This window comes from Burkholderia sp. EMB26 (assembly GCF_024730645.1).
GTDB lineage: Bacteria > Pseudomonadota > Gammaproteobacteria > Burkholderiales > Burkholderiaceae > Burkholderia > Burkholderia cenocepacia.
Genome location: NZ_CP078071.1, coordinates 2413123 through 2435643, shown reverse-complemented (window position 1 = coordinate 2435643; position 22521 = coordinate 2413123). Strand labels below are relative to the sequence as shown.

Sequence of the window (22521 nt, the reverse complement as noted above, 5' to 3'; positions counted from 1 at the left end):
TCGATTCGGCCGCCTCGTTCGCGAGCGCCGGCCGGGGCATAGAACACAGGAGACGACCGTGGCCCAATCCGCGTCACGCACCCATGCCAACCCGCCGCAGCGGCCATCCGCGCGCACCGGCGCCGCATCCGAATCCGCCGCCCGCGCGACCGCGGCGGCGACCTCGTCCACGCCGCCGAGCCGCAAGCGGCTGCTGATTCTCGCGCTGCTGTTCGTCACCGTCGTGATCAACTATCTCGACCGCAGCAACCTGTCGATCGCGGCGCCCGAGCTGTTCAAGGAACTGAACATCGATCCGGTTCGCGCGGGCCTCGTGTTCTCCGCGTTCGGCTGGACCTATGCGCTGATGCAGATTCCGGGCGGCTGGCTCGTCGACAAGGTCTCGCCGCGCGTGCTGTATGCGGGCGCGCTCGCACTGTGGTCGGCCGCGACGCTGCTGCTCGGCTTCGCCGGTTCGTTCGTCGGGCTGATCGTGCTGCGCCTCGCGGTGGGCGCGCTCGAAGCGCCGGCCTACCCGATCAACAACCGCGTGGTGACGACGTGGTTCCCGACCCGCGAACGCGCAAGCGCGATCGGCGGCTACACGTCGGGCCAGTTCGTCGGCCTCGCGTTCCTCACGCCGGTGCTCGCGTGGCTGCAGGTGCATCTCGGCTGGCACATGGTGTTCGTCGCGACCGGCCTCGCCGGCATCGCGTGGGCCGCGATCTGGTACGCGGTATATCGCGAGCCGCGCGCGTTGCGCGGCGTCAACGCGGCCGAAATCGCGCTGATCCGCGACGGCGGCGGCCTCGTCGATCTGGAGGACCGCGTCGCGGCGCGCAGCGAACGCGCGCCGTCGACGTGGCGCGACCTCGGCGTCGTGCTCGGCCGGCGCAAGCTGTGGGGCATCTACCTCGGCCAGTTCGCGCTGAACTCGACGCTGTGGTTCTTCCTCACGTGGTTCCCGACCTACCTCGTCAAGTATCGCGGGATGGACTTCATCAAGTCGGGCTTCCTCGCGTCGCTGCCGTTCCTCGCCGCGTTCGTCGGCGTGCTGTGCTCGGGCGTGCTGTCGGACTGGCTGATGCGGCGCGGCGCATCGCAGGGCTTCGCGCGCAAGCTGCCGATCATCTCGGGGCTGCTGATCTCGACCTGCATCATCGGCGCGAACTACGTGAGCTCGACCGGCTGGGTAATCGCGTTCATGACGATCGCATTCTTCGGCAACGGCTTCGCGTCGATCACGTGGTCGCTCGTGTCGGGGCTCGCGCCTGCACGGCTGCTCGGCCTCACGGGCGGCGTGTTCAACCTGGTCGGCAACCTGTCCGCGATCGCGACGCCGATCGTGATCGGGCTGCTGGTCGACGGTGCGGACTTCTCGCACGCGATCACCTACATCGCCGCGATGGCGCTCGCGGGCAGCCTTTCGTACGGGCTGCTCGTCGGCAAGGTCGAGCGCATCGACGCCTGAGCGCCACAACGGCGGCCCACGCGTGCCGCCGTGCCGCCCTGCCGACCTTCGCCCGCGCGTCGCGTCAGAACCGCATGAACCCGTCGCGCGCAAGGTCGTGCGGATTGCCGGCCACGTAGTCGAGCGCGCACGCGTCGGTATCGATGCCGACGGTCAGCAGCGTTTCCCAGCGCTCGGTGTCGGGCATCGACCGATCCGGGTGGAAACACACCACGGCCGCGTCGCCGGCCGCACCGCACATCGCCGCCGCGCGTTCGCGCACATCGGCGTCCGTCATCCCCGCCACGACCGCGTTCAGGTGCGCGAAGCGCTCGCGCGTGGTCGAGCTGTCGGGCATGCATTCGCCGCCGCTCAACGCGTGATCGAGGAAGTGGTTCGTATGCAGCAGCCAGCCGTCCGGGCGCGGCACGACCACGCCGACGCCGGACGGGCTCAGCTCGATGCTCGCCGCGCGCGGGTTCGCATCGTGTCGCGTGAACGCGGTCAGCACCGTCGAGGCGCTGACGCGCGCGCTGCGCGCCAGCTCGATCGCCTCCTGCACCGTCGTCGCATCCTCCAGCAGCCGTCGCGCGATCGCGTGCACCGGCACGCCGCCACCATCGTCGTCGCTCGCATGATGCAGGATGTTGAAGTGCAGCCCGAGCCCCGCGTCGTTCACGCCGAGCTTCGCGAGCATCCCGAATTCGGTGAACAGCTTGACGGTGCGGCCCTGCGGCGTCGTGAACCGCATCAGCAGCCCCTGCGGCGCGAGACTGTCGTGCCAGTCCCACGTCTGCAGCGTGCGCGGCGCATGCGGGCCGGCCGGCGCGTACACGGTCGTCGAGCACTCGCCTTCGGCCGACGCGGGCGCGGTCGCGAGAATCTCGGTGCGCGCGTTCAGGCACGCGAGCTGCCAGCGCGGCAGGTCGGCGCCGTCGGCGGTCGCCTCCACCTCGGCGGCGAGGCGCGGACACCATGCGTCGAGCGCCGCGAGGCTCGCCTCGCCGATCGCCCGCGCGCGCTGCGGATCGATGCCGAGCTTCGGGAAGAACGCGAGATACAGCGCGACCGTCTCGCGGATCGCCGGCGCGAAGCGCGCGCCGATCAGGCGGCCCCGCTCGCGCGGATCGGTGATGTCGGTCGCGAAAGTGTGCAGCTTCAAGATCAAACCTCCTGTGTCGAATGAGCGCCGGGCCCGCGCGGCCCGGCATGTGATGCGTTCCACGAACGAACCGGCGCGCGCCGGCCGTCGGAACGGTCAGAACGAATAGATGAACTGCATGCCGGCCAGGTCGTTGCTGCGCGCATAGGTGCCGTTGCTCTTCAGGAACACCGGATGATTCGCCGCGTCGTGGCGATATTCGACCTTCACGGTGATCTGTTGCGTCGGATAGAACAACAGGTCGGCCGTGATCGCATAGCGTTGCGCGCCCTTGCACTCGGTGCCGTTCGTCGCCGAGCCCTGGAAGCACGACGGATCGATGCCGAAGCCGCTCGACCCGTTCACCGACGGGTTGCCGCCCGCGAGCCCGTACTGGATGTTCGTGCCACCGCCGCCGTTCGACGCGTTGTTCAGGTAGTCGAAGCGCAGCGTCGCGCCCATGCGGCCGAGCCACGACGTCGTCCACTTCGTATGGCCGAGCAGCGACATCCCGTACCAGCGCGCCGTGCCGCCGTTCCATGCGCCCTTCTGCAGCTCGCCGTAATCGACCTGTGCGTTGATCTGCGTCTTGTCGTGCGTATAGGTCATGTCGGCTTCCACGTACTTGTAGAGGCCGGTCGGCGACGAGCCGTTGCACTGGTAGCCGTAGCCGCCCGCCGCGCACGGCGAGAACAGCGACTGCCGGCCGAGCATCCCGGAGAGGCCGAAGTCGAACGCCGTCGACGTCGCGTTGTCGAAGCGCGCGGTGATCGTCGGCGTCCAGTTCGGCTTCGTCGTGTTGTTCGCCGCATTCGCGATCGCGCCGGCCGTGCGCAGCACCTCGTTGCCGATCACGACCTGCCAGAAGCGCGTCATCGCCGCGTTGGAGCCCTTCAGCCCGATACCGACCAGGTTGCCCGGCTCGCTGAAGTCGTACAGCAATCCGTGCGTGAGCGTGAGCATCTGGTTGGACGGCTGCACCTCGTAGCCGGCGAGGCTCGGCATCATCCCGATCTCGAACGTGCGCGTCGTGCCGAGCGGCACGTTGACCTGCGCCTGCGTGACGATGTTGTTGCCGATGCCGCCGTGCGCATTGCTGAACACGTTGCCGAAGCCGCGGTTCGGCTGGATCACGATCTCCGCCGACGGCGCCATCGGGCCGACGCCGAAGGTCTTCCTGATGTCGAGGTAGACGTCGCCGATCGTGCTGTTGAAGTAGTCGTACGCGCCCGGATCGTGGTTCAGGAACTGGAAGCCGGACGTGCGCTGCGCGCGGTTGAACAGGTACACGGGATCGACGTAGCCGGTGATGCTCAAGCCCGCGAGCGGGCCGGTCGTCGCCGCCTCCTGCAACGCATCGACCTTCAGCGACGCATTCGCAATCTGCTCGCGCATCTGCTGCAGGTCGTCGTTCGTGAACGCGGGCGCCGACTCGGCAGCCTGCGCGGCGGCCGTGTTGATCGTGCCGATCTTCGCGCCGGCCGATGCGGCGGTCGTCGCGGTCGTGGCAGTCGTGGCGGTCGTTGCCGCGCCGGCCGGCTTCGCCGCCAGCATGCTCGCGCGCAGCGCGTTCACCTGCCGCTGCAGCGCGGTGACCTGCGCCTGCAATGCCTTCATCCGGCTCGCGTCGGTCGCGTGCGGTGTGTGGGCGAATGCCGCGGTCGCGTCGAACGCGAGCGCGCACAGCGCCGTCATGTGTTTGATGTTCATGGTGTCGGTGGTCGTCGGGACGCACGCGCCCCCGCCCGCCGCGATCGACGGCGGGGCGCGCGAAAGAGGTGCGGGTGTGCGGGGCGGCTTACTCGGTCTTCAGCTTCGTCCACAGACGGTTCTGCAGCCGCATCAGCTCGGGCGGAACCGGCTTGCTGAGGCTCAGCCGGCGGATCACGTCGGCGGGCGGGAACACGGCCGGATCGCTCGTCACCTCGGCGCGCACGAGGTGCCGCGACGACGGCACGGCCGACGGATACGACGTGTCGTTGGTCAGGTTGGCGCTCTCCTGCTCCGACAGCACGAAGTTGACGAACTTCAGCGCGGCGTCCGGATGCGGCGCATCCTTCGGAATCGCCATCATGTCGAACCACATCGCGCTGCCTTCGGTCGGGATCACGTACTTGATTCGATACGGTTTCTTCGCGGCGGCGGCCGCGATCCGCGCGGAATTCACGTCACCCGACCAGCCGAGCGCGAGGCAGATGTCGCCGCCCGCGAGATCGTTGATGTAGCTGCTCGAATTGAACTGCGTGATGTACGGCCGTACCGTCTTCAGCAACTCGTACGCGGCCTGGTAGTCGGCCGGGTTCGTCGTGTTCGGATCCTTCTTCAGGTACACGAACGCCATCCCGAATGCATCGACCGGCGAATCGAGCACCGACACGCCGCAGCGCTTCAGCTTCTTCGCGTACTTCGGATCGAACAGCAGCGACCAGCTGTCGAGCGGCGCGTCGGCGCCGAGCGCGGCCTTCACCTTCTCGACGTTCATTCCCAGCCCGTCGGTGCCCCACGTCCACGGAATGCCGAACTGGTTGCCCGGATCATCCCTTGACAGCACCTTCATGATGTCCGGATCGAGCAGCCCGTAGTTCGGCACCTGGCTTCGGTCGATCTTGCGGTAGATGCCGGCCTGCAACTGCCGCGCCCAGAAGATGTCGGACGGCACGACGACGTCGTAGCCCGACGTACCCGACAGCAGCTTCGCCTGCAGCGTCTCGTTCGAATCGAACTCCTGGTAGACGACCTTGATGCCGGTCGCCTTCTCGAAGTTCGCGATCGTCGCCTTGCCGATCGAATTGCCCCAGTTGTACACGTTGACGACGTCCGCCGCCTGCGCGACGGGCACGCCCGCCCCGGCGAAACCACCCAGCGCGAGCGCCGCGCATGCGTTCTTCACCCGATGTTTCCAGTCCCCTGCCATGTTTTCCTCCGTCGATGTCATGATCCGCCCGCGATGAGCGGCGCGTGCTTCGGTCCGGAAAAATGTAGCCAGAGGAAATTGGCCGGTCTGCCCTGCCAACAGGGGGACACGCCGCACAATCGGCGGCAACGGAAGCGACTTGAAAGCTTCCGTCGCCGCATCGCCGGCCCGCCGCCGTTCACGACGCCTGCAGGCCCGTCCGCGCGCCGAAATCGTCGCCCACGTGCGTGATGCGGCCGCCCATCATCGTCAGCCCGACGTCGATGCGCCCGATGTCGTATTGCCCGACCTCGAACAGGTCGCGCTCCAGCACGACGAGATCCGCGCGCTTGCCGGGCGTCAGCGAGCCGATCTCGTGCTCCATGCCGAGCTGGTACGCACCGTGGATCGTGTACGCGGCGATCAGCTGCGGAATGCTCAGGCGTTCGGCGATGTCCGGGAACACCGGCGCATCGGGCTCGCCCGCGAGCTGCCGCGTATGGCCCGACTCGATGTGTTCGAGCGGCTTGTGCTGACAGCGGCACTGGCACGCGAGGCCATCCATGCCGATCGACACCGTCACGCCTGCGTCGACGAACGTGCGGAACGTGTACATGTTGCTCCAGCGTTCGTGGCCGTAGTGGTCGCGCAACTGCTCGGTGTACGCGTCGACCACGCCCCATTGCAACTGCGTGTTCGCCATCACGCCCGCGCGACGAAAGCGCGGAATGTCGTCCGGATGCGTGAGGAACGCGTGCGTGATCACATGACGGCGATCGCGCGGCGGGTTCGTGCGGTTGACGGCGTCGAAGCCGTCGAGCGCCATCCGCACGGCCGCGTCGCCGACGCAGTGCACCATCACGTTCGCGTTCGCGCGATCGGCGTCGACCAGATAGCGATTGAACGTGTCGGCCGGCATCGTCGGCGCGCCGCAGGTATCGGGGCGGTCCGCATACGGTTCCAGCAGGTACGCGGTGTGGTTCGCCTCGGTGCCGTCGAGAAACAGCTTCAGCGCGCGCGCCTTCACGAGCGGCGAATCGTACCGCTCGCGATACCGGACCAGCGTGCCGACCGGATCGTCGATCTCGCCGATCACCGCGACGCTGCCGACCACGCGCAGCTTCAGGTCGCCCGCGCGCTCCATCGTCTGCAGCGTCTCGTACAGCAGCGACTGGTCGCCGCTCGCATCGAAGAAGCCCGCGTCGAACACGGTCGTCACGCCGGCCGCGCACAGCTTCTCCTGCCACGGCGGAATCGATTTCAGATACAGGTCGATGCCGGTCGGCAGCAGGCCGGCCGCGCTGATCCGCTGCAGCAGCAGCGAGTACGCGGCGCCGTCGACGATCAGCCCGGTCGGCTCGCCCGTCGCCGCGTCCTTCTCGAACCAGCTCGCGCCTTCCTGCACGGGTGGCGTCGACGCGTCGATGCCGGCGATGTCCAGCGCCTTCGAGTTCACCCACATCGAATGGAAATCGGTCGACAGCAGGCACACGGGGCGATCCGCGCACACCGCGTCGAGGGTCTCCTTGCGCAGCATCGCCGGCGGGATCGTCGCCTGCACCCAGCCCATCCCGGTGATCGCCGGCTCATCGGGATGCGATTCGACGTAGGTGCGCAACGCGGCGAGCACCTGGTGCGGATCCTCGTAGTTGACGAACGCCTGGAACGCGAACGCGGTCGTCTCGAAGTGCCAGTGCGATTCGACGAAGCCCGGCAGCACGAGCCGGCCGGCCGCATCGACGACTTTCGTGTTCGCGCCGACGTACGCGTGCACGGACGCGGTATCGCCGACATGCACGATCCGGCCGTCGCGCACGGCAACGGCCTGCGCCCACGGCCGGTGCGGATCGACGGTGTAAACCCTCGCGTGGGTCAAAACGAAATCCGCCGGCGTCGCGGCGGCCGGCGTCGGTTGAATCTGCATGGCCTGTCCTTTCTGGTCGTCAGGTTTTCGAAGCGCTTTCACTATAGGCAGACGATTCGCGCCGGTATGCCCCCCCGGCGCGGGGGCTTTTGCGATTTCCGGCCCGCCCGCCGCGCGGTCTTGTCGTCGTTTTGGGGACAACGCACGAAATTCGCGCGGTTGATCCGGTGAATTCCCGGCTGACGCGTGCGCGGCGTTCGCGTAACGTCGTGCTGTCCCCTCCGACCGCCTCGCCCGACCATGCGACTTCTCCAGCCCGACCCGGCCGCCTGCGGCCACTACCTGATCGGCGTGCGTCCCGATACGCTCGGCGCGACGCTACGCGCGGTCGGCACGCCGGATTTCGTCGGTGCGGTCACGGAATTCGTCAACGACAGCATCGACGCCGACGCCGTGCATCTCGAACGCTGGCGCGCGGACCCGGCCAGTACGTCGGGCTTCGTCGTCGAATGGCTGGGCAGCGGCAGCCTGCGCTTCGCGGCCGATACGCTGCGCGTGATGGACGTCTATTACCAGGACTACTGCCAGACCGACCCGCTGGTCGCGCCGCTGCGCGGCAAGGCGGGGACGCTGCTCGTGCAGCGCCATGTCGCCGGCATCGCGCAAGGCGAATTCCGCCGGCGCATCTTCGACGAACCGGGCATCGCTCAGGAATGCCTGCTCGTGCACGGCAATGCGCATCAGCAATACGCGCTCGGCCTCGCGCGCACGGTCGAGCGGGCCGCGTTCACGACGGACGAACTGTTCCACTTCCGGCAGATGGTCGATCTGCTGTTTCCGATGTTCGAGCTGCACGCGCGCACCTGTGCGGCGCGGCGCGTGGCGGCGGTGTCGGTGAATGCCGCGTCGCAGGCGGGCTTCGATGCGCGGCTCGAACGGCAGCACGTGCAGTTGTCGCGCCGCGAGCATGAGATTTGCCGGCTGATGCTGTGCGGGCGCTCGGTGCCCGAGGCCGCGCAGCAGCTCGACGTGAAGCTGTCCACGGCCGAGTCGTACGTGAAGCGCGCGTTCGCGAAGCTCGGCGTGCGCACGCGCCGCGAGCTGTTCGACTGGGTGCTGGTCGACTGCTGAGCGCGGGGCGCGAACCTACGCGGCGAGCGCGGCCGCCTTGATGTTGAACGCGCGCAGCAGGTCCTCGCAGAACGCGTCGACGATCGGCTTGTCGCTCGTGCTGCGCTTCATCGCGAGATGCAGCGGCACGTCGAAGCTGAACGTCGCGCGGCCGACCGCCTTCACGAGCCCGCGCTGCTCGAACGGCTCCGCGTAATGCGCGGGCAGGTAGCCGAGATGGCCGCCCGACAGGATCAGGATCGTCGCGGCCTCGATGCTGTCCGCGCTCGCGGTCACGCGCCGCTCGGGCAGCGGATACTGCTCCTCCGGCACCGGATAGGTGCGCCATACCCAGTCGTGCAGTTGCAGATCGTCGGCCGTCACGGGCCGCGACGCATGGAACAGCGGATGCCCGCGCCCGCAGTAGATCACCTGCTGCTCGGTGAACAGCGGCGTGTAGAGCAGGCCCGGCACGCGATGCCAGAAATAGCCGATCGCGAGATCGAGCTGGTTGTTGACGAGGCTTTCCTCGAGCTCCTGCGGCGACGCGACCTTCATCGCGAACGTGACGGCCTGGTCGCGCTGGCGGAACGCGCCGATCGCGTCGGCCACGCGCGCGTTCTCGACGAGCGGCGCCTGGCCGATCAAGCCGATCGACAGCGTGCCGACCAGCTTGCGGTCGATGTCGCGCACGCGCGCGACGAATTCGGACGTCGCCGCGACGAGCGTGCGCGCGGTGGCCGCGAAACGTTCGCCCTTCGACGTCAGGCGAAAGCCGCCGCGCCCGCGATCGCACAGCTTGAAGCCGACGCGCGCTTCGAGCGCCGACAGCTGCGTGCTGATGGTCGACTGCCGCACGCCGAGCGACGCCTCGGCGGCGGTGATGCCGCGTGCGTCGACGACGGCCAGAAAGACCCGGATGAGCCGGAGATCGAGATCGGTGGTATTCGAAAACATGCTGGAAGCCGCTGCCCGTGTACGCACGGCCGGCACGGCGCGAATCGTGCGCTGCCTGACCGCCTTCGCCGATGAACCGAACCTGACCCGCGCCGCCATCGGCAGCGGCGCGCGTCGCAACCGTCACTCGGGCGCCACCGCGAGCGGGCGCGCCATGCCGAACACGGCCGGCCGCAGCCGCCCGTAACAGAGGAACGCGACCGCGCACAGCACGATCGCCGCGAACAGCGCCGACTGCGTGCCCGCACGTTCGATCAGCGAGCCGCCCGCGACCGAGCCGACGCCATAGCCCAATGCGACGCAGCCCGGCGACAGCGCGGCCGACTTGCCGATCAGGTCGTACTGCGGAATCGTCGCGTAGATCAGCAGCGCGCCGCCGGTCCAGCAGCCGATGAACACGATCGCGCCGAGCGTGAACGTCGCGACCGACGCCGGCATCGCGAGCAGCACCGCCGCGACCGCGCAGCCGCCGAGATTCATCAGCGTCCAGCGGCGCAGGCCCGCGCCGGCGCCGAGCTTCGGCATCGCCGCGCAGATCACGAGGCTCGCGACGTTCGCGACGCCGAGCACGAGCGAGACCGACCGGCCGCTCAGGCCCGCATCGGTACCGATCTTCTCGAGGAAGGTCCACACGACGCCGACGCCGCCGTACAGCGCGAGCTGCGCGCACAGCACGAGCATCGCGCCCTTGCGGTCGATGCCGCCGACGGCGCCGGCCGGCGTCGGCGCGGCCATCGTTTCGCCGCGGCGAAACAGCGGCGTCGCGAGCACGAACATGCCGAGCACGCAGGCCACGAAGCCGAACACCCCATACGCGCCCCACGTGCCGCTCAGCAGCGGGAAGATATAGGCGAGCAGCACCATGCTCCACATCACCTGCCCCATCAGCATGATCCCGAGATTGCGCTCCGGCGCGCGCGAATACGACAGGTAGCGCAGCGCGATGCCGTTCAGACCGCCCGACCCGACGCCCGCGACGAACTGCAACGTCGAATACGCGACGAGCCCGTGCGTCGCGAGCGTGCCGAGATTCGCGCCGGCCGCGAGCGTCACCGCGCCCGCGAGCACGAGCCGCACCGGCTGGCGGCCGAGCACGAACGCGACGAGCAGCGTGCCCGTCGATTCGCCGAGCACCTCGATGAAGCTCGACAGCCCGAGCGCCGCTTCGCCGAAGCCCCAGTGGCGCTCGACCTGCCCGACGATCGCGGGCAGACCGAGAAAGACCGTCGGCCCGAGCATGCCGAGCAGCAGCATCACGACGACGAACAGCGCGCTTTCCTGCCGCGCTTCATCCTGCAGGTTCACAACGTTCATGGGGTGTCTCTCTCCGTGTCCGCCGTGCGGACCGTCTCCTCGGGGGAGCGTGTCATGGCGGCGGCCCGCGCGGGGCCGCCGTGTCGCTTACATCGGGAAGCCCATCGCCTTGAGGCCGCTGATCCACGCACGCTTCCAGCCGCCTTCGGCATCCGCGCCGTCGAACGCATGGAACGTGATCTTCGCGGCGACCCAGCGCATCGGCTCCGGCGGGATGTAGCTCGGGCTCTGGTTCGCGATGTCGAGCTTGCGCTCCGGGCTGTCGCGGTCGAACAGGATGTTCAGCCCCATGAACGCGCCGAACCGGCTCGCCGCGACCCCGAAGCCCGTATAGCCGGCGACGAACACGGCCTTGTCGCCGAGATAGCGCTTCGCGAACACCGAGCCGCGCGAGCAGTAGTCGATCGGGCCGCCCCACGCATGCGAGAAGCGCACGTCGCTCAGTTGCGGGAACGTGCGGTAGAACGCTTCCGCGAGCCGGTAGTAGGTTTCGCGCCGGCCGTCCTGATGCGGCTCCGGGTCGCCGTCGAAGTGATAGCTGACCAGGCCGCCGAAGATGATGTTGTTGTTCTTCGTCAGCCGGAAGTAGTTGAGCTGCGTGCGCGTGTCGTACACGCCCTGGCGATTCTTCCAGCCGATCCGCGCGAGTTGCGCGTCCGTCAGCGGCTCGGTCGCGAGCACGTGGTCGCGCACCTGCATCACGCGCCGGTTGATGTCGGGAATCCCGACCTTCGCGGTGCCGCTGCCGAACACGACGCGCGGCGCGCGCACGCTGCCCTTCGGCGTCTTCACGAACACCGTGCTGCCTTCGTCGGTCACGCTCGTGAGCGGCGTGTGCTCGTACAGCGTCACGCCGAGCTGCAGCGCCGCGCGCTTCAGCCCCCATGCGAGCTTCGCCGGATGCACGATGCCGCTGCGGTTGCGCGACCACAGCGCGCCCGCGAACAGCGGCGAATTCAGTTGCGCGAGTGTTTCGTCGCGGTTCAGCAGCACGACGTCGTGGCCGTATTCGCGATGCAGGTCGTAGTCGCCCTTCAGGTGCGCGAGGTGCCCGGGATCGACCGCGACCGTCATCTCGCCGTTCCATTCGATGTCGGCGTCGATGTCGTAACGCTTCAGCGTTTCCTCGAAACCGTCGAGGTTGCGGTGTCCGAACGCTTCGAGCTGCGCGATATCGTTCGGGAACACGCGCACCGCGTTCGGCAGCCCGTGCATCACCGACGTCGAGATGATCCCGCCCGCGCGGCCCGATGCGCCGTGCGCGACCTTGCCGGCCTCGATCAGCACCACGTTCAGGTGCGGCATCTGTTCTTTCGCCTGCACGGCCGACCACAGCCCCGTGAAGCCGCCGCCGACGATCAGCAGGTCGGCCGTCACGTCGCCGACGAGGGCCGGCTCGGCGGCCGGCGCGGCCGGGTTGTCGAGCCAGTACGGGAACAGTTTCGTATTCGCGAGCGCCGCTTCGACGCCCAGCGCGACCGGCGCGCCGCGCAGCGCGTGCGCGTCGACCGGCGCGGTCCGTTTTGCTTCGTTGACTTCCATTTCCATGATCCCAGCCATCACACGCGAAAAACGAAACCGCCGCCGGGTTCGCGTCACACGGACGACGACGCCGCGGCGGCGGTTTCCGACATCACGACTGCTCGAGCAGCACGTAGAACTTCTTCGCGTCCTCGATCGTCTCCCAGCGGCCCGCGAAACCGGCCGGCAGCAGATAGCCCTGGCCCGGCGTGAATTCCTTGCGATTGCCCTCGACGTCGGTCAGCGCGATCCGGCCCTCGACGAGCCACACCGCTTCGTTGGCTGCCGTTTCCGGAAACTCCACCGAGCCGGCCTTGCCCTCCCACCAGCCGACGATGTAGTTGCCGCTCCTGCCTTCGGCCGCGCGCCAGTCGCTTTCGTCCATCCCGAAGTCGAGCTTCGTGAATTCGCCCACGCCTGCGCCCAGCGGCAGGATGTCCTTGATCAGTTTGGTCATCTGAATCTTTCGTCTCTCGAATGAAAAAAGCAGAGACAAAGTTACTCATTTACACTGCCCCGGTATGCCCCCCTTCGGGGGGGACAAGCCGCGTTTTCGGGGGTACGCGAGGCAGCAGGACTCCGTACGGTAATTCCCCTAATGACCTTTTCGGGCGCGGATCGCTACAATCGCGCCGCTTCAAGGGCCGGTTCCAGGGACCCGCATGCTGCTCAACGTGAACCCCTTCCACCGCGACGACGACCATTTCAACGTGTCGTTCAAGGCGCTGGGCGAGCTGATCGAGACGGTCGGCACGCCGCATTTCGTGCCGCGCCTCACGCAACTGCTGAACGACGTCGTGCCGCTCGACGTCGCGCACGTCGAACGCTCGCGCGTCGACGGCACGATGCCCACCGGCTACCGCTGCGAATGGATCGGCAGCAGCGGCATCGGGACCGAAGCCACCGAAATCTCCGACGTGATGACGCTCTACTACGAGCGCTTTCTCGACAGCGACCCGCTGTTCGCGGGGCTGCGCGGCAAGACCGGCACGATGCTGGTCGTGCGCGACATCGCGGCGATCCCGCCCGGCGAATTCCGCCAGCGGATCTACGACGACGTGCATATCGGTCACGAATGCGTGCTCGCACGCGGCACGCGCTATTCGCAGCATTCGATCGCGCTGGAGCGCGGCCGCGACCGTCCACCGTTCACGCTCGCCGAGATGAACCGCTTCCGCAGCATCAGCGACGTGCTGTTCCCGCTGCTCGAGCTGCATGCGTCGACCACCGCCGCGCGGCGCATCGCGCACCCGACGCCCGACGTCCATCCGCTCGCGCAATTCGACGCGCGGCTCGCGGCCGGCGACGTGAAGCTGTCGAAACGCGAATACGAGACCTGCAAGCACCTGCTGTCCGGCAAGACCGTGCCCGAAGCCGCCGCGATTCTGGGCGTGCGCGTCGCGTCGGCCGAGTCGTACGTGAAGCGTGCCTTCGCGAAGCTCGGCGTGCGCACCAAGCGCGAACTCGCCGCATGGGGGTCGGCGGCAGCCGCGCTTCCCGCCGCCGGAGCGCACGACGACGACGCACCGCCGGCCATCCCGCGCTGACCCGCCCCGCCGCGTTCGGTCGCGCCGCGTCGATGCGGCGGCGCCACTTGCATCGAGCCCGGTCGATGTAAACGTTGCGACTTCAGAATCTTCGCGCGTGCGTTCTCCTCTACCATCGGCCGATCGCTTGACACCAGAAAGAGGAGACGGCCCCATGCCCCGCGAACTGAACCAACCGATGGGCGGCAACGAGATGCCGCGCTTTGGCGGCATCGCCACGATGATGCGGCTGCCGCAGGCCACGACGACCGACGGCCTCGACGCGTGCTTCGTCGGCGTGCCGCTCGATCTCGGCACGTCGAACCGCTCGGGTGCGCGCTTCGGCCCGCGCCAGATCCGCACCGAATCCGTGCTGCTGCGCCCGTACAACATGGCCACCCGCGCCGCGCCGTTCGATTCGCTGCAGGTGGCCGACATCGGCGACGTCGCGACCAACCCGTACGACCTGAAGGATTCGGTGCGCCGCATCGAGGAGGCATACGACGCGATCGTCGCGAACGGCTGCCGGCCGATCACGCTCGGCGGCGATCACACGATCGCGTGGCCGATCCTGCGCGCATTGCACCGGAAGTACGGCAAGGTCGCGGTCGTGCACGTCGATGCGCACGCGGACGTGAACGACACGATGTTCGGCGAGAAGATCGCGCACGGCACGCCGTTCCGCCGCGCGGTGGAAGACGGCCTGCTGCAATGCGACAAGGTCACGCAGATCGGCCTGCGCGGCACCGGCTATCACGCGGACGATTTCGACTGGTGCCGGCAGCAGGGTTTCACCGTCGTGCAGGCGGAAGACTGCTGGAACAAGTCGCTCGCGTCGCTGATGGCGCAGGTGCGCGAACGCGTCGGCGACACGCCGGTGTACCTGAGCTTCGACATCGACGGCCTCGACCCGTCGTTCGCGCCGGGCACCGGCACGCCGGAAATCGGCGGCCTGACCGTGCAACAGGGCCTGGAGATCGTACGCGGCATGAAGGGCCTGAACATCGTCGGCGCGGATCTCGTCGAAGTATCGCCGCCGTACGATCCGGCCGGCACCACCGCGCTCACCGGCGCGAACCTCGCGTTCGAAATGCTCTGCGTGATGCCGGGCGTCGCCTACCGCTAACCCGATCGACAGGATGACCGTCATGTCCACCGCCGAACTTTCCCGTTCCACGCACCCGTTCGTGCTGCCCGCCGCGCGCATCGCCGGCCAGCCGGTGCGCACGCATTCCGACACGATCGGCGCGCCGGTCTTCAACGCATCGACCGGCAATACGATCGGCTGGCAGGAATTCGCGACGCCCGCGCACGTCGACGCCGCGGTGCGCGCCGCGCGCGACGCGTTCGCCGGCTGGCGCGATACGCCGCCCGCCGAGCGCGGCCGCGTGCTCGCGGCGATCGCCGGGCGGGTCGACGCCGCGCGCGAGCGTCTCGCCGCGTTGCAGATGCAGGTGAGCGGCAAGCCGCCGTTCGAGGCCGACGCGGACGTCGGCGATGTCGTCGCGACCTTCGCGTACTACGCGAAGCTGTGCGAAGACCCGGCGCTGTTCGCGGCCGAACCGGTTGCGTTGCCGAGCGATGGCGTCACGGCCGAACGCTTCCACGATCCGGTCGGCGTCGCCGCGCTGGTGATGCCGTGGAATTTCCCGATGGTCACGACCGCATGGAAGCTCGCGCCCGCGCTCGCGGCCGGCTGCGCGGTCGTGCTGAAGCCGTCCGAGCTCACGTCGCCGACCGAGCATGCGCTGCTCGACATCGTCATCGAAGCGGGTGTGCCGGCCGGCGTCGTCAACGTCGTGAACGGCGACGCCGAGGTCGGCGCGGCGCTGACCGCGCATCCGCTGATCGACAAGATTTCGTTTACGGGCAGCACGGCGGCCGGCCGCAAGGTGATGCAGGCCGCGGCCATCGACATGAAGCGCGTGACGCTCGAGCTCGGCGGCAAGTCGTCGCTGATCGTGCGCGACGATGCCGATCTCGATGTCGCGGTGTCGCTCGCCGTGGCGGGCGCGTTCACCAACGCCGGCCAGATGTGCTCGGCCACCGCGCGCATCCTCGTGCACGACAGCCTCTATCGCAGCTTCATGGCCGCGTTCGAGACGGCCGTGCGCGCGCTCGTCGTCGCGCCGCCGGGCACCGGCCAGGTCGCGATGGGGCCGCTGATCTCGGCCGCGCACCGCGCGCGAGTCGCAGCGATGCTCGAACACGGCGTCGATGCGGGCGCACGCATCGCGTTCAGCGGCCGCGTCGCGGACGCCGGCGGCGCCGGCTTCTTCATGGCGCCCGTCGTGATCGCCGAACCGGTCGCGGACAACCCGCTATGGACCGACGAAGTGTTCGGCCCCGTCGCGTGCGTGAAATCGTTCCGCACCGATGACGAAGCGATCGCGCTCGCGAACGACACGCGCTACGGGCTCGTCGCGACCGTCGTCACGCGCGATGCGGCCGCCGCACGGCGGTTCCAGCGGCGCGTGCGCGCGGGGCTCGTGTGGATCAATGCGCCGCAGCTGATTTACCCGCACGTGTGCTGGGGCGGCTTCGGGCTCAGCGGGATCGGGCGCGAACTCGGCGTCGCGGGGCTGCGCAGCTATCAGGAACTGCGCCACGCGATGCGCGCGATCGACTGACCGGTGCGGCCGTTCGGGTCGTGGGCGATACCGTGTCGCGCGGCGACGGTATCGCCTTTTTTTGCGAATTCAATATATTCCGTAGAATATATCGAGACCTGCATACCCGGAGCATCATCATGACCCGCACGGCGACGGATCGCACCCCGCTGCACAACGCTCGGGAACAGCCGTTCGCGCGCAAGATCAGCGCGCTCAAGCCGCTGTCGAGCGACGCGCGGGCGCAGCAGGTCACCGATGTCGTCGATGCGTTCCGCCGCCTGCGCGGCAGCGTCGCACGTTTCATCCGGATGTTCTCGGCCGCGCACGCCGAAGCCATGCCGGACGACGCACTGTCGGCCATGGGCCTTCGAGAATTGCTGTCGATGCTCGAACACGAAGCGCGTACCGCCCGCTTCACGCGGCTCTCCGAACTCGAACGCGCGATCGGCCACGCGCGCCGCCTCGAACGCACGCGCGACGACGTGTTTTCCGATGCGTTCAGCAACGACCCGGCCGCGATGCGCCGCGCGGTCATCGCGCTGGAACGCGTCGACGTGCTGTTCGTCGGGTTGTGCGTCGAATCCGTGATCGCGCGCCATGCGCCGGCCTCGGCATCGGCCCCCGTTTCGCCCGCTGCGCCTGCCGTCGTGCCGCAGTCGATCGACCGTTCAACGGCGCTCTGCTGACCGCTCGATCCCCGCTGCCCGGTATTTCCCCGGCATCGGCCTCGTTATATTCCGTGGTATATTTCGAGCCATCTTTCGCGCATCCGTCTCCGGCCCGATCGTGCCGGATCGAGGTCAACATGCACGCTCCGCCCTTTCGCCTGGCCCGCACGGCGGACCTCTCGTCGCCCGGCGGCCATTCGCCCGCGGCAGCCGGCACGCGGATCGATGCCTGCTGCGCGCCGTCCCGCGCGCAACAGGTCGAACTGACGCGCCGCGCGCGCCTGTCCGAACTCGACGCGAACCTGCACTGCTCGATCATCGGCACGTGCCTGACCACGCACGAACTGCGCAAGCTGGTGCCGAAATTCGCCGATGTCGACCGTCAGCGCGCGACCGATCTGGAGATCCATCACGCGGCCGTCGAACTCGCGATCGGCGGCACGGCCGGCGCCAAGGCGTTGCACAAGGCGCTCGACGAGCGTTATGCCGGAGCGATCCGCGCATTCGACGGCGCGAAGGACGCGGACGCACTCGTCGCGCGCTGGAAGGACGCGCTCGCGAGCGGCGACATTCCCCCGGCGTACTGGGCGCTGATGACGCATCCGCGCGCGACGATGGCCGTGCGCCAGGTCGCGTTCGGCGACGTGCACATGCTGTCGCATCTGGTCGGCGCGGCCAATCGCGCCGATATCCGGCGGCTGGTCGCGCTCGAACGGGAGAACGCGGAACTGCACGCGAAGCTCGAACGACAGCAGGCACGCCTGCACGAAATGAGCACGCAGCGCGACGTGGCGCTGCAGGAGCGGGATGCGCTCCACGCACACCGGCACGCGCCACCGCTTGCGGCCGAAAGCGTGCTGCGCGACGAAGTACACGCGTTGCGCGAAGCGCTGGCGGCGCGCGACGAGCGGCTCGCGCTGCACACGAGCCGCCGCGAGGCGGCCGAGCAGCGGATCGCCGCGGAACAGGCAAGCGCCCGTGCAATGCGCGCGCGGCTCGACGACCTGATGGCGATGGTCAAGACGCTGCGCGCCGAAGCAAGCGCGCTCGAACAGGCGGTGCAGGCGTCGACGGACGACCCGGCCGAGCACGCGGCGCATTCGCCGTCGATACTGCGGGGCACGCGCGTCGTCTATGTCGGCGGACGGCCCGGCTCGAACCGCGCGATCCGGCGGATCGTCGAAACGGCGGGCGGCGAAGTGACGCTGCACGACGGCGGCATCGAGGATCGCAAGGGCTTGCTGGCCGCGGCGCTGCCAGGCGCGCGGATGGTCGTGTTTCCGGTCGACTGCATCGACCACGATTCGATGAACCTGCTCAAGCGCACCTGCGAGCGGCATCACATCGCGTACTACCCGCTGCGGACCGCCAGCGTGGCGAGCTTCGTCGAATTGATCGGGCGGCTCGATGCGCAGGAGCGCGACGTCATTATGCCGAATGCCGCCGCGAGCGATACGTCGTCACGCTTCTGCCTGCGGCACGGGTAGGCCGGCGCGCACGTCGGCGCGACGCACCCTTCAGCGCCGCACCATTTTCGTGAGCGCAGCGATCTCGTCCGCGCAAGCCGCGTACGCGCGCGCCTCGATCCCGCGATAAAGACGGATGATTTCCTCGCCGACCGGCGTCAGCACGCTGCCGCCGCCGCTCTGCCCGCCATGCTCGGACACCGTCGCCGGCGATTTCAGCGAACGGTTCAGCTCGTCCATCAGCAGCCACGCACGCCGGTACGACATGTTCAGGCTGCGCGCCGCCGCCGAAATCGAGCCGTGCTCGCGCACCGCTTCGAGCAGCGCGACCTTGCCCGGGCCGAGCGCGATCGTGTCGGCCTGCTGGATACGCATCCTGAACCGCACCTCAGGCTTGGGGTGTGCCGAAGTCTTCATGTTGTCCGCCGTTAGATCGATGCGGGCAAGCATACACGATGGCCGGCACGGCGAATGCCGGCCGCCCACCTGCCTGGTTCGGCCCTCGGGCACGCGCGCGACGATGCCCGCCAGCCGCCTAGGACAGCACGATGTTCTTGATGACCTTCCGGATGTTCTTGTAGCTGTCGACCGACTCCGCTTTCTGGTCGGTGACCAGCGTGCCGATCCGCGCCGGTTCGCAGAAGCCGATCCGGCTGTTCGTGCCGAGCTTGCTGAAATCGGCGAGGATCGCGACTTCCGCCGCGTTGCTGACCATCGCGCGCGCCACTTCGGTTTCCATCCGGTCGTAGTTCGTCGCGCCGCGCACGTGGTCGACGCCGACCGGCGACAGCAATGCGAGATCGGCACGATAGCGGAAGATTTCGGCGACCGTGCCGTCGCCGACCGTCGCCGCCGCGCGGCTGCCGATCATCCCGCCGAGCAGGATCGTTTCGTTCTTCGCCTGCGCCGGGTCGCCCGAGCGCATCTTCAGCGCGACGTCGATCGAATTCGTGACGATCGTGAGGCCCGACAGCTTCGCCAGTTCCTCGGCCAGCAGCGTCGTGGTCGTGCCCGCGTCGATGAACAGCGTCTGCGAGCCCGACACCAGCCGGGCGGCCGCGCGGGCGATCGCCAGCTTCGCCTTCACATGCGTCTGCGCACGCTCGGCGATCGGCGCTTCGTCGCCGACCTGCACCGCGCCGCCGTGCACGCGCTTCAGTTCACCGAGCGCCTCGAGGTCGACCAGATCGCGGCGCACGGTTTCGCGCGACACGTTCAGCTCGGCCATGATCCGGTCGGTGGAAACGCGCTGCATCTTCGATAACAGAAGCCGAATCCTCTGGTATCGCTCTTCTTGCCACATGAAATGTCCTCGGAAATGTTCGTCAATATTATTCGAATGACCGTCTACCCAGCGCTTTCCTCCAATTTTTTGATGCCGGCGAGGGTCTGCAGGGATTGACGCGCCACCTGGAACTCGCTGCTCGTCATCTTCGAAAACACCACATGGACGCGATCGTCGTCGGGCGTCGCGTCGTCCTGCTCGATGATGAACCGGACGATCCGTGCCTGGTCGATGCCGGGCATCGCCTGCAGCGACGTGAGCTTCACCGCGCCGCGGCTCGCGAGAATGCGCACGCCCCAGCGCTGCCGCGTCGCGAAGAAGCGCTTCTCGATCGGCTTCAGCCCGGCCAGGATCGCCAGCACGATCGCGGTCGCGGCGATCGCGGCCACGTACATCCCGCCGCCCACGGCGAGCCCGACCGCCGCGACGACCCACAGGCTCGCGGCGGTCGTCAGCCCGCGGATGATCTCGCCGCGCAGCATGATCGACCCCGCGCCCAGAAAGCCGATGCCCGACACGACCTGCGCGGCGACGCGCGACGGATCCAGCGACACGTTCTTCGCGTTCTGGATATCGGCGAAGCCGAACGCCGACACGACCATCACGAGCGCGGCCCCCACGGCCACCAGCATGTGCGTGCGCAACCCGGCCGCCCACGACAGCCGTTCGCGCTCGATGCCGACGAGGCTGCCGAGCAAGGCCGCCAGCAACAGGCGGGCAATGATTTCCAGCTGACTGATCATGCGAAGTCTCCTTGTCCTGCGGTTCCACTCGATGACGCGCAGCCCGTACGGGCCGCCCCGACTTTCCCTGCCCTCGTCCCGCCCACGTCGCACGGGCCACCCGACGATTTGTATTTTTGTGCGATCTTGCGATTTTGTGCGTTCTAATATACGGTACGCAAAACGACAAAGCCAGACCCAAGTTTGTTTGTTTCATCCGATCCACACGATCAATCGTCAGACCAATCAGGTAACACGATCCGGAACACTGCTTAGGAGACCGACATGATGAAGAAGGCATGGATGCTGGCTGCAACGTTGCTGACGGCGCTGGCAACGGCCCCCGCTCACGCGTCGGAAGGCGACGTGTGCAGGAAGGTGACGCTCGGCGACGTCGGCTGGAGCGACATCGCGGCCACCACCGGCGTCGCGATGATGCTGCTGGACGGGCTCGGCTACGAGGCCACCAAGACGATCGCGTCGCCGCCGATCGTGCTGGCCGGCGTGAAGAAGGCGCAGATCGATGCCTTCCTCGGCTACTGGGATCCGAGCATGACGCCGACGGTGAAACCGTTCGTCGACGCCGGCGCCGTTCACCTGCTGCCGCAGCCGAACCTGGTCGGCGCGCGCTACACGCTGGCCGTGCCGCAATACGCGTCGGACAAGGGCCTCAAGCGCTTTGCCGACATCGCCCGGTTTCGCGACCAGCTCGACGGCAAGATCTACGGGATCGGCGCCGGCAACAACGGCAACGCGCTGATCCAGCGAATGATCGACAAGAACGAGTTCGGGCTGGGCGGCTTCAAGCTGGTCGAATCGAGCGAAGCCGGGATGCTCGTGCAGGTGACGCGCGCGGTGCAGGAGCACCGGATGATCGTGTTCCTCGCGTGGGAGCCGCATCCGATGAACCTCCAATACAAGATCGCGTATCTCGACGGCGGCGACACCGTGTTCGGCCCGAACTACGGCTCCGCGAAGGTCTATACGCTGGTCTCGCCCGGCTATCTCGAACGCTGCCCGAACGTCGGCCGGCTGCTGACCAACCTGACATTCACGACCGACGAGGAGAACCAGCTGATGGCGCCGATCATGAATCACGCCGACCCGATCGCGGTCGCGAAGGAATGGGCGAAGAAGAACCCCGGCGTGCTGTCGAAGTGGCTCGACGGCGTCACGACCATCGACGGGAAGAACGCGAAGGACGCGATCGACAAACTCATCGGCGCGTGACGACGCGATACAAGGAACCACTCATGCACAAGAATCTCGCGCTGTTCGACCTCGATCACACGCTGCTGCCGCTCGACAGCGACCAGGCCTGGAGCCGCTTCATCACGCGGGTCGGGCAGGAGGACGACGCGCACACGGCGCTGATCGACGAGCACTACGGCCACTATGCGGCCGGCACGCTCGACATGGACGCGTATCTCGCCGTGACGCTCGCGCCGCTTGCGCGCTACCCGCGCGAGCAGCTCGAACGCTGGCATGCACAGTTCATGGACGAAGTGATCCGGCCGGCCATCACGCCGCAGGCGCGCGCGCTGGTCGACCGGCATCGCGAGAACGGCGACCTCTGCTGTATCGTGACGGCCACCAACGTCTTCGTCACGCGACCGATCGCGGCCGAGTTCGGGATCGAGCATCTGCTCGGCATCGAGCTCGACACCGACGACGGCACGCCGGCCGGGCGGTTCACCGGGCGCAGCATCGGCGTGCCGAGTTTCCGCGAAGGCAAGATCGTGCGCACGGCCGCGTGGCTGGCCTCGCTCGGCTACGCGGCTTCCGATTTCGAACGGACCTACTTCTACAGCGATTCGATCAACGACGTGCCGCTGCTCGACTACGTCACGCATCCGGTCGCGACCAATCCCGACGCGAAGCTTTCCGGGGTGGCCGGCACGCGCGGCTGGCCTGTCATGAAGTTGTTCTGATTCGGGCGATATGCTCTGCTGTCCATTTTCATGTCTGGAGGGGAAATGAAATACGGAATACGCAGCATTCATTCCAATCATT

The 22521-nt window shown here is 68.0% G+C and carries 20 protein-coding genes; 9 read left to right on the top strand and 11 right to left on the bottom strand.

The features are described 5' to 3' along the window. Positions 1-58 precede the first annotated feature (58 nt). On the top strand, positions 59-1450 hold the full coding sequence (locus KU887_RS27625; RefSeq protein WP_124551043.1) for an MFS transporter: 1392 nt from the start codon (positions 59-61) through the stop codon (positions 1448-1450). A 64-nt stretch (positions 1451-1514) separates the two neighbouring features. Here KU887_RS27625 and KU887_RS27620 read toward each other — a convergent pair whose 3' ends face one another. The 4 genes from KU887_RS27620 to KU887_RS27605 form a co-directional block, all read right to left on the bottom strand. After that, positions 1515-2591: a C45 family peptidase gene (locus KU887_RS27620; protein ID WP_058903569.1), complete on the bottom strand. Its 1077-nt coding sequence runs from the start codon at positions 2589-2591 to the stop codon at positions 1515-1517. Between the two features lie 96 nt (positions 2592-2687). After that, positions 2688-4280: a DUF3138 family protein gene (locus KU887_RS27615; RefSeq protein WP_258256303.1), complete on the bottom strand. Its 1593-nt coding sequence runs from the start codon at positions 4278-4280 to the stop codon at positions 2688-2690. Positions 4281-4368: 88 nt separating this feature from the next. Next, on the bottom strand, positions 4369-5484 hold the full coding sequence (locus KU887_RS27610) for a polyamine ABC transporter substrate-binding protein (protein ID WP_012493097.1): 1116 nt from the start codon (positions 5482-5484) through the stop codon (positions 4369-4371). Positions 5485-5662: 178 nt separating this feature from the next. Further along, positions 5663-7387, bottom strand: a complete 1725-nt coding sequence (locus KU887_RS27605) for an amidohydrolase (protein ID WP_212126832.1) — start codon at positions 7385-7387, stop codon at positions 5663-5665. 240 nt (positions 7388-7627) lie between these two features. On the opposite strand from KU887_RS27605, the gene KU887_RS27600 reads away from it, so the two are divergent. Continuing rightward, positions 7628-8458: a helix-turn-helix transcriptional regulator gene (locus KU887_RS27600; RefSeq protein ID WP_258256302.1), complete on the top strand. Its 831-nt coding sequence runs from the start codon at positions 7628-7630 to the stop codon at positions 8456-8458. Between the two features lie 15 nt (positions 8459-8473). Here the strand turns inward: KU887_RS27600 and KU887_RS27595 are convergent, their stop codons facing one another. The 4 genes from KU887_RS27595 to KU887_RS27580 all read right to left on the bottom strand — a co-directional run bounded on the left by KU887_RS27595 (position 8474) and on the right by KU887_RS27580 (position 12686). Then, positions 8474-9394, bottom strand: coding sequence for a LysR family transcriptional regulator (locus KU887_RS27595; protein WP_012493096.1), 921 nt, complete (start codon positions 9392-9394; stop codon positions 8474-8476). Between the two features lie 123 nt (positions 9395-9517). Continuing rightward, positions 9518-10708, bottom strand: a complete 1191-nt coding sequence (locus KU887_RS27590; RefSeq protein ID WP_059722277.1) for an MFS transporter — start codon at positions 10706-10708, stop codon at positions 9518-9520. Positions 10709-10795: 87 nt separating this feature from the next. Then, positions 10796-12256 carry an FAD-binding oxidoreductase gene (locus tag KU887_RS27585; protein WP_058902672.1) on the bottom strand — a complete coding sequence of 487 codons (1461 nt, stop codon included), beginning with the start codon at positions 12254-12256 and terminating at the stop codon, positions 10796-10798. A gap of 85 nt (positions 12257-12341) precedes the next feature. Next, positions 12342-12686 (bottom strand): cupin domain-containing protein, encoded by a 345-nt coding sequence (locus KU887_RS27580; RefSeq protein ID WP_258256300.1) that lies wholly within the window; start codon positions 12684-12686, stop codon positions 12342-12344. A gap of 205 nt (positions 12687-12891) precedes the next feature. Here KU887_RS27580 and KU887_RS27575 point away from each other — a divergent pair, with 205 nt between their 5' ends. The 5 genes from KU887_RS27575 (at position 12892) to KU887_RS27555 (ending at position 18522) form a co-directional block, all read left to right on the top strand. Continuing rightward, positions 12892-13776: a helix-turn-helix transcriptional regulator gene (locus KU887_RS27575; RefSeq protein ID WP_034202856.1), complete on the top strand. Its 885-nt coding sequence runs from the start codon at positions 12892-12894 to the stop codon at positions 13774-13776. Positions 13777-13930: 154 nt separating this feature from the next. Further along, positions 13931-14881 carry an agmatinase gene (speB, locus tag KU887_RS27570; protein WP_258256294.1) on the top strand — a complete coding sequence of 317 codons (951 nt, stop codon included), beginning with the start codon at positions 13931-13933 and terminating at the stop codon, positions 14879-14881. A gap of 22 nt (positions 14882-14903) precedes the next feature. Beyond that, on the top strand, positions 14904-16385 hold the full coding sequence (locus KU887_RS27565; protein ID WP_258256291.1) for an aldehyde dehydrogenase family protein: 1482 nt from the start codon (positions 14904-14906) through the stop codon (positions 16383-16385). A 119-nt stretch (positions 16386-16504) separates the two neighbouring features. Further along, positions 16505-17053: a hypothetical protein gene (locus tag KU887_RS27560; protein ID WP_258256288.1), complete on the top strand. Its 549-nt coding sequence runs from the start codon at positions 16505-16507 to the stop codon at positions 17051-17053. A 119-nt stretch (positions 17054-17172) separates the two neighbouring features. After that, the gene (locus tag KU887_RS27555; RefSeq protein WP_058902669.1) at positions 17173-18522 is read left to right on the top strand and encodes a DUF2325 domain-containing protein; all 1350 of its coding nucleotides are present in this window, start codon (positions 17173-17175) and stop codon (positions 18520-18522) included. A 30-nt stretch (positions 18523-18552) separates the two neighbouring features. On the opposite strand, the gene KU887_RS27550 is transcribed toward KU887_RS27555, so the two are convergent. From KU887_RS27550 to KU887_RS27540, 3 genes are all read right to left on the bottom strand, one after another. Further along, entirely contained in the window at positions 18553-18876 is a 324-nt protein-coding gene (locus KU887_RS27550; protein WP_006495828.1) for a winged helix-turn-helix domain-containing protein, read from the bottom strand. A gap of 160 nt (positions 18877-19036) precedes the next feature. Beyond that, positions 19037-19804: a DeoR/GlpR family DNA-binding transcription regulator gene (locus KU887_RS27545; RefSeq protein ID WP_006482225.1), complete on the bottom strand. Its 768-nt coding sequence runs from the start codon at positions 19802-19804 to the stop codon at positions 19037-19039. 44 nt (positions 19805-19848) lie between these two features. Continuing rightward, the gene (locus tag KU887_RS27540; protein WP_258256286.1) at positions 19849-20529 is read right to left on the bottom strand and encodes an MgtC/SapB family protein; all 681 of its coding nucleotides are present in this window, start codon (positions 20527-20529) and stop codon (positions 19849-19851) included. 264 nt (positions 20530-20793) lie between these two features. On the opposite strand from KU887_RS27540, the gene KU887_RS27535 reads away from it, so the two are divergent. Then, positions 20794-21738 carry a choline ABC transporter substrate-binding protein gene (locus KU887_RS27535; protein WP_052106028.1) on the top strand — a complete coding sequence of 315 codons (945 nt, stop codon included), beginning with the start codon at positions 20794-20796 and terminating at the stop codon, positions 21736-21738. A 23-nt stretch (positions 21739-21761) separates the two neighbouring features. Further along, positions 21762-22439 carry an HAD family phosphatase gene (locus KU887_RS27530; RefSeq protein WP_062911381.1) on the top strand — a complete coding sequence of 226 codons (678 nt, stop codon included), beginning with the start codon at positions 21762-21764 and terminating at the stop codon, positions 22437-22439. Positions 22440-22521: the final 82 nt, after the last annotated feature.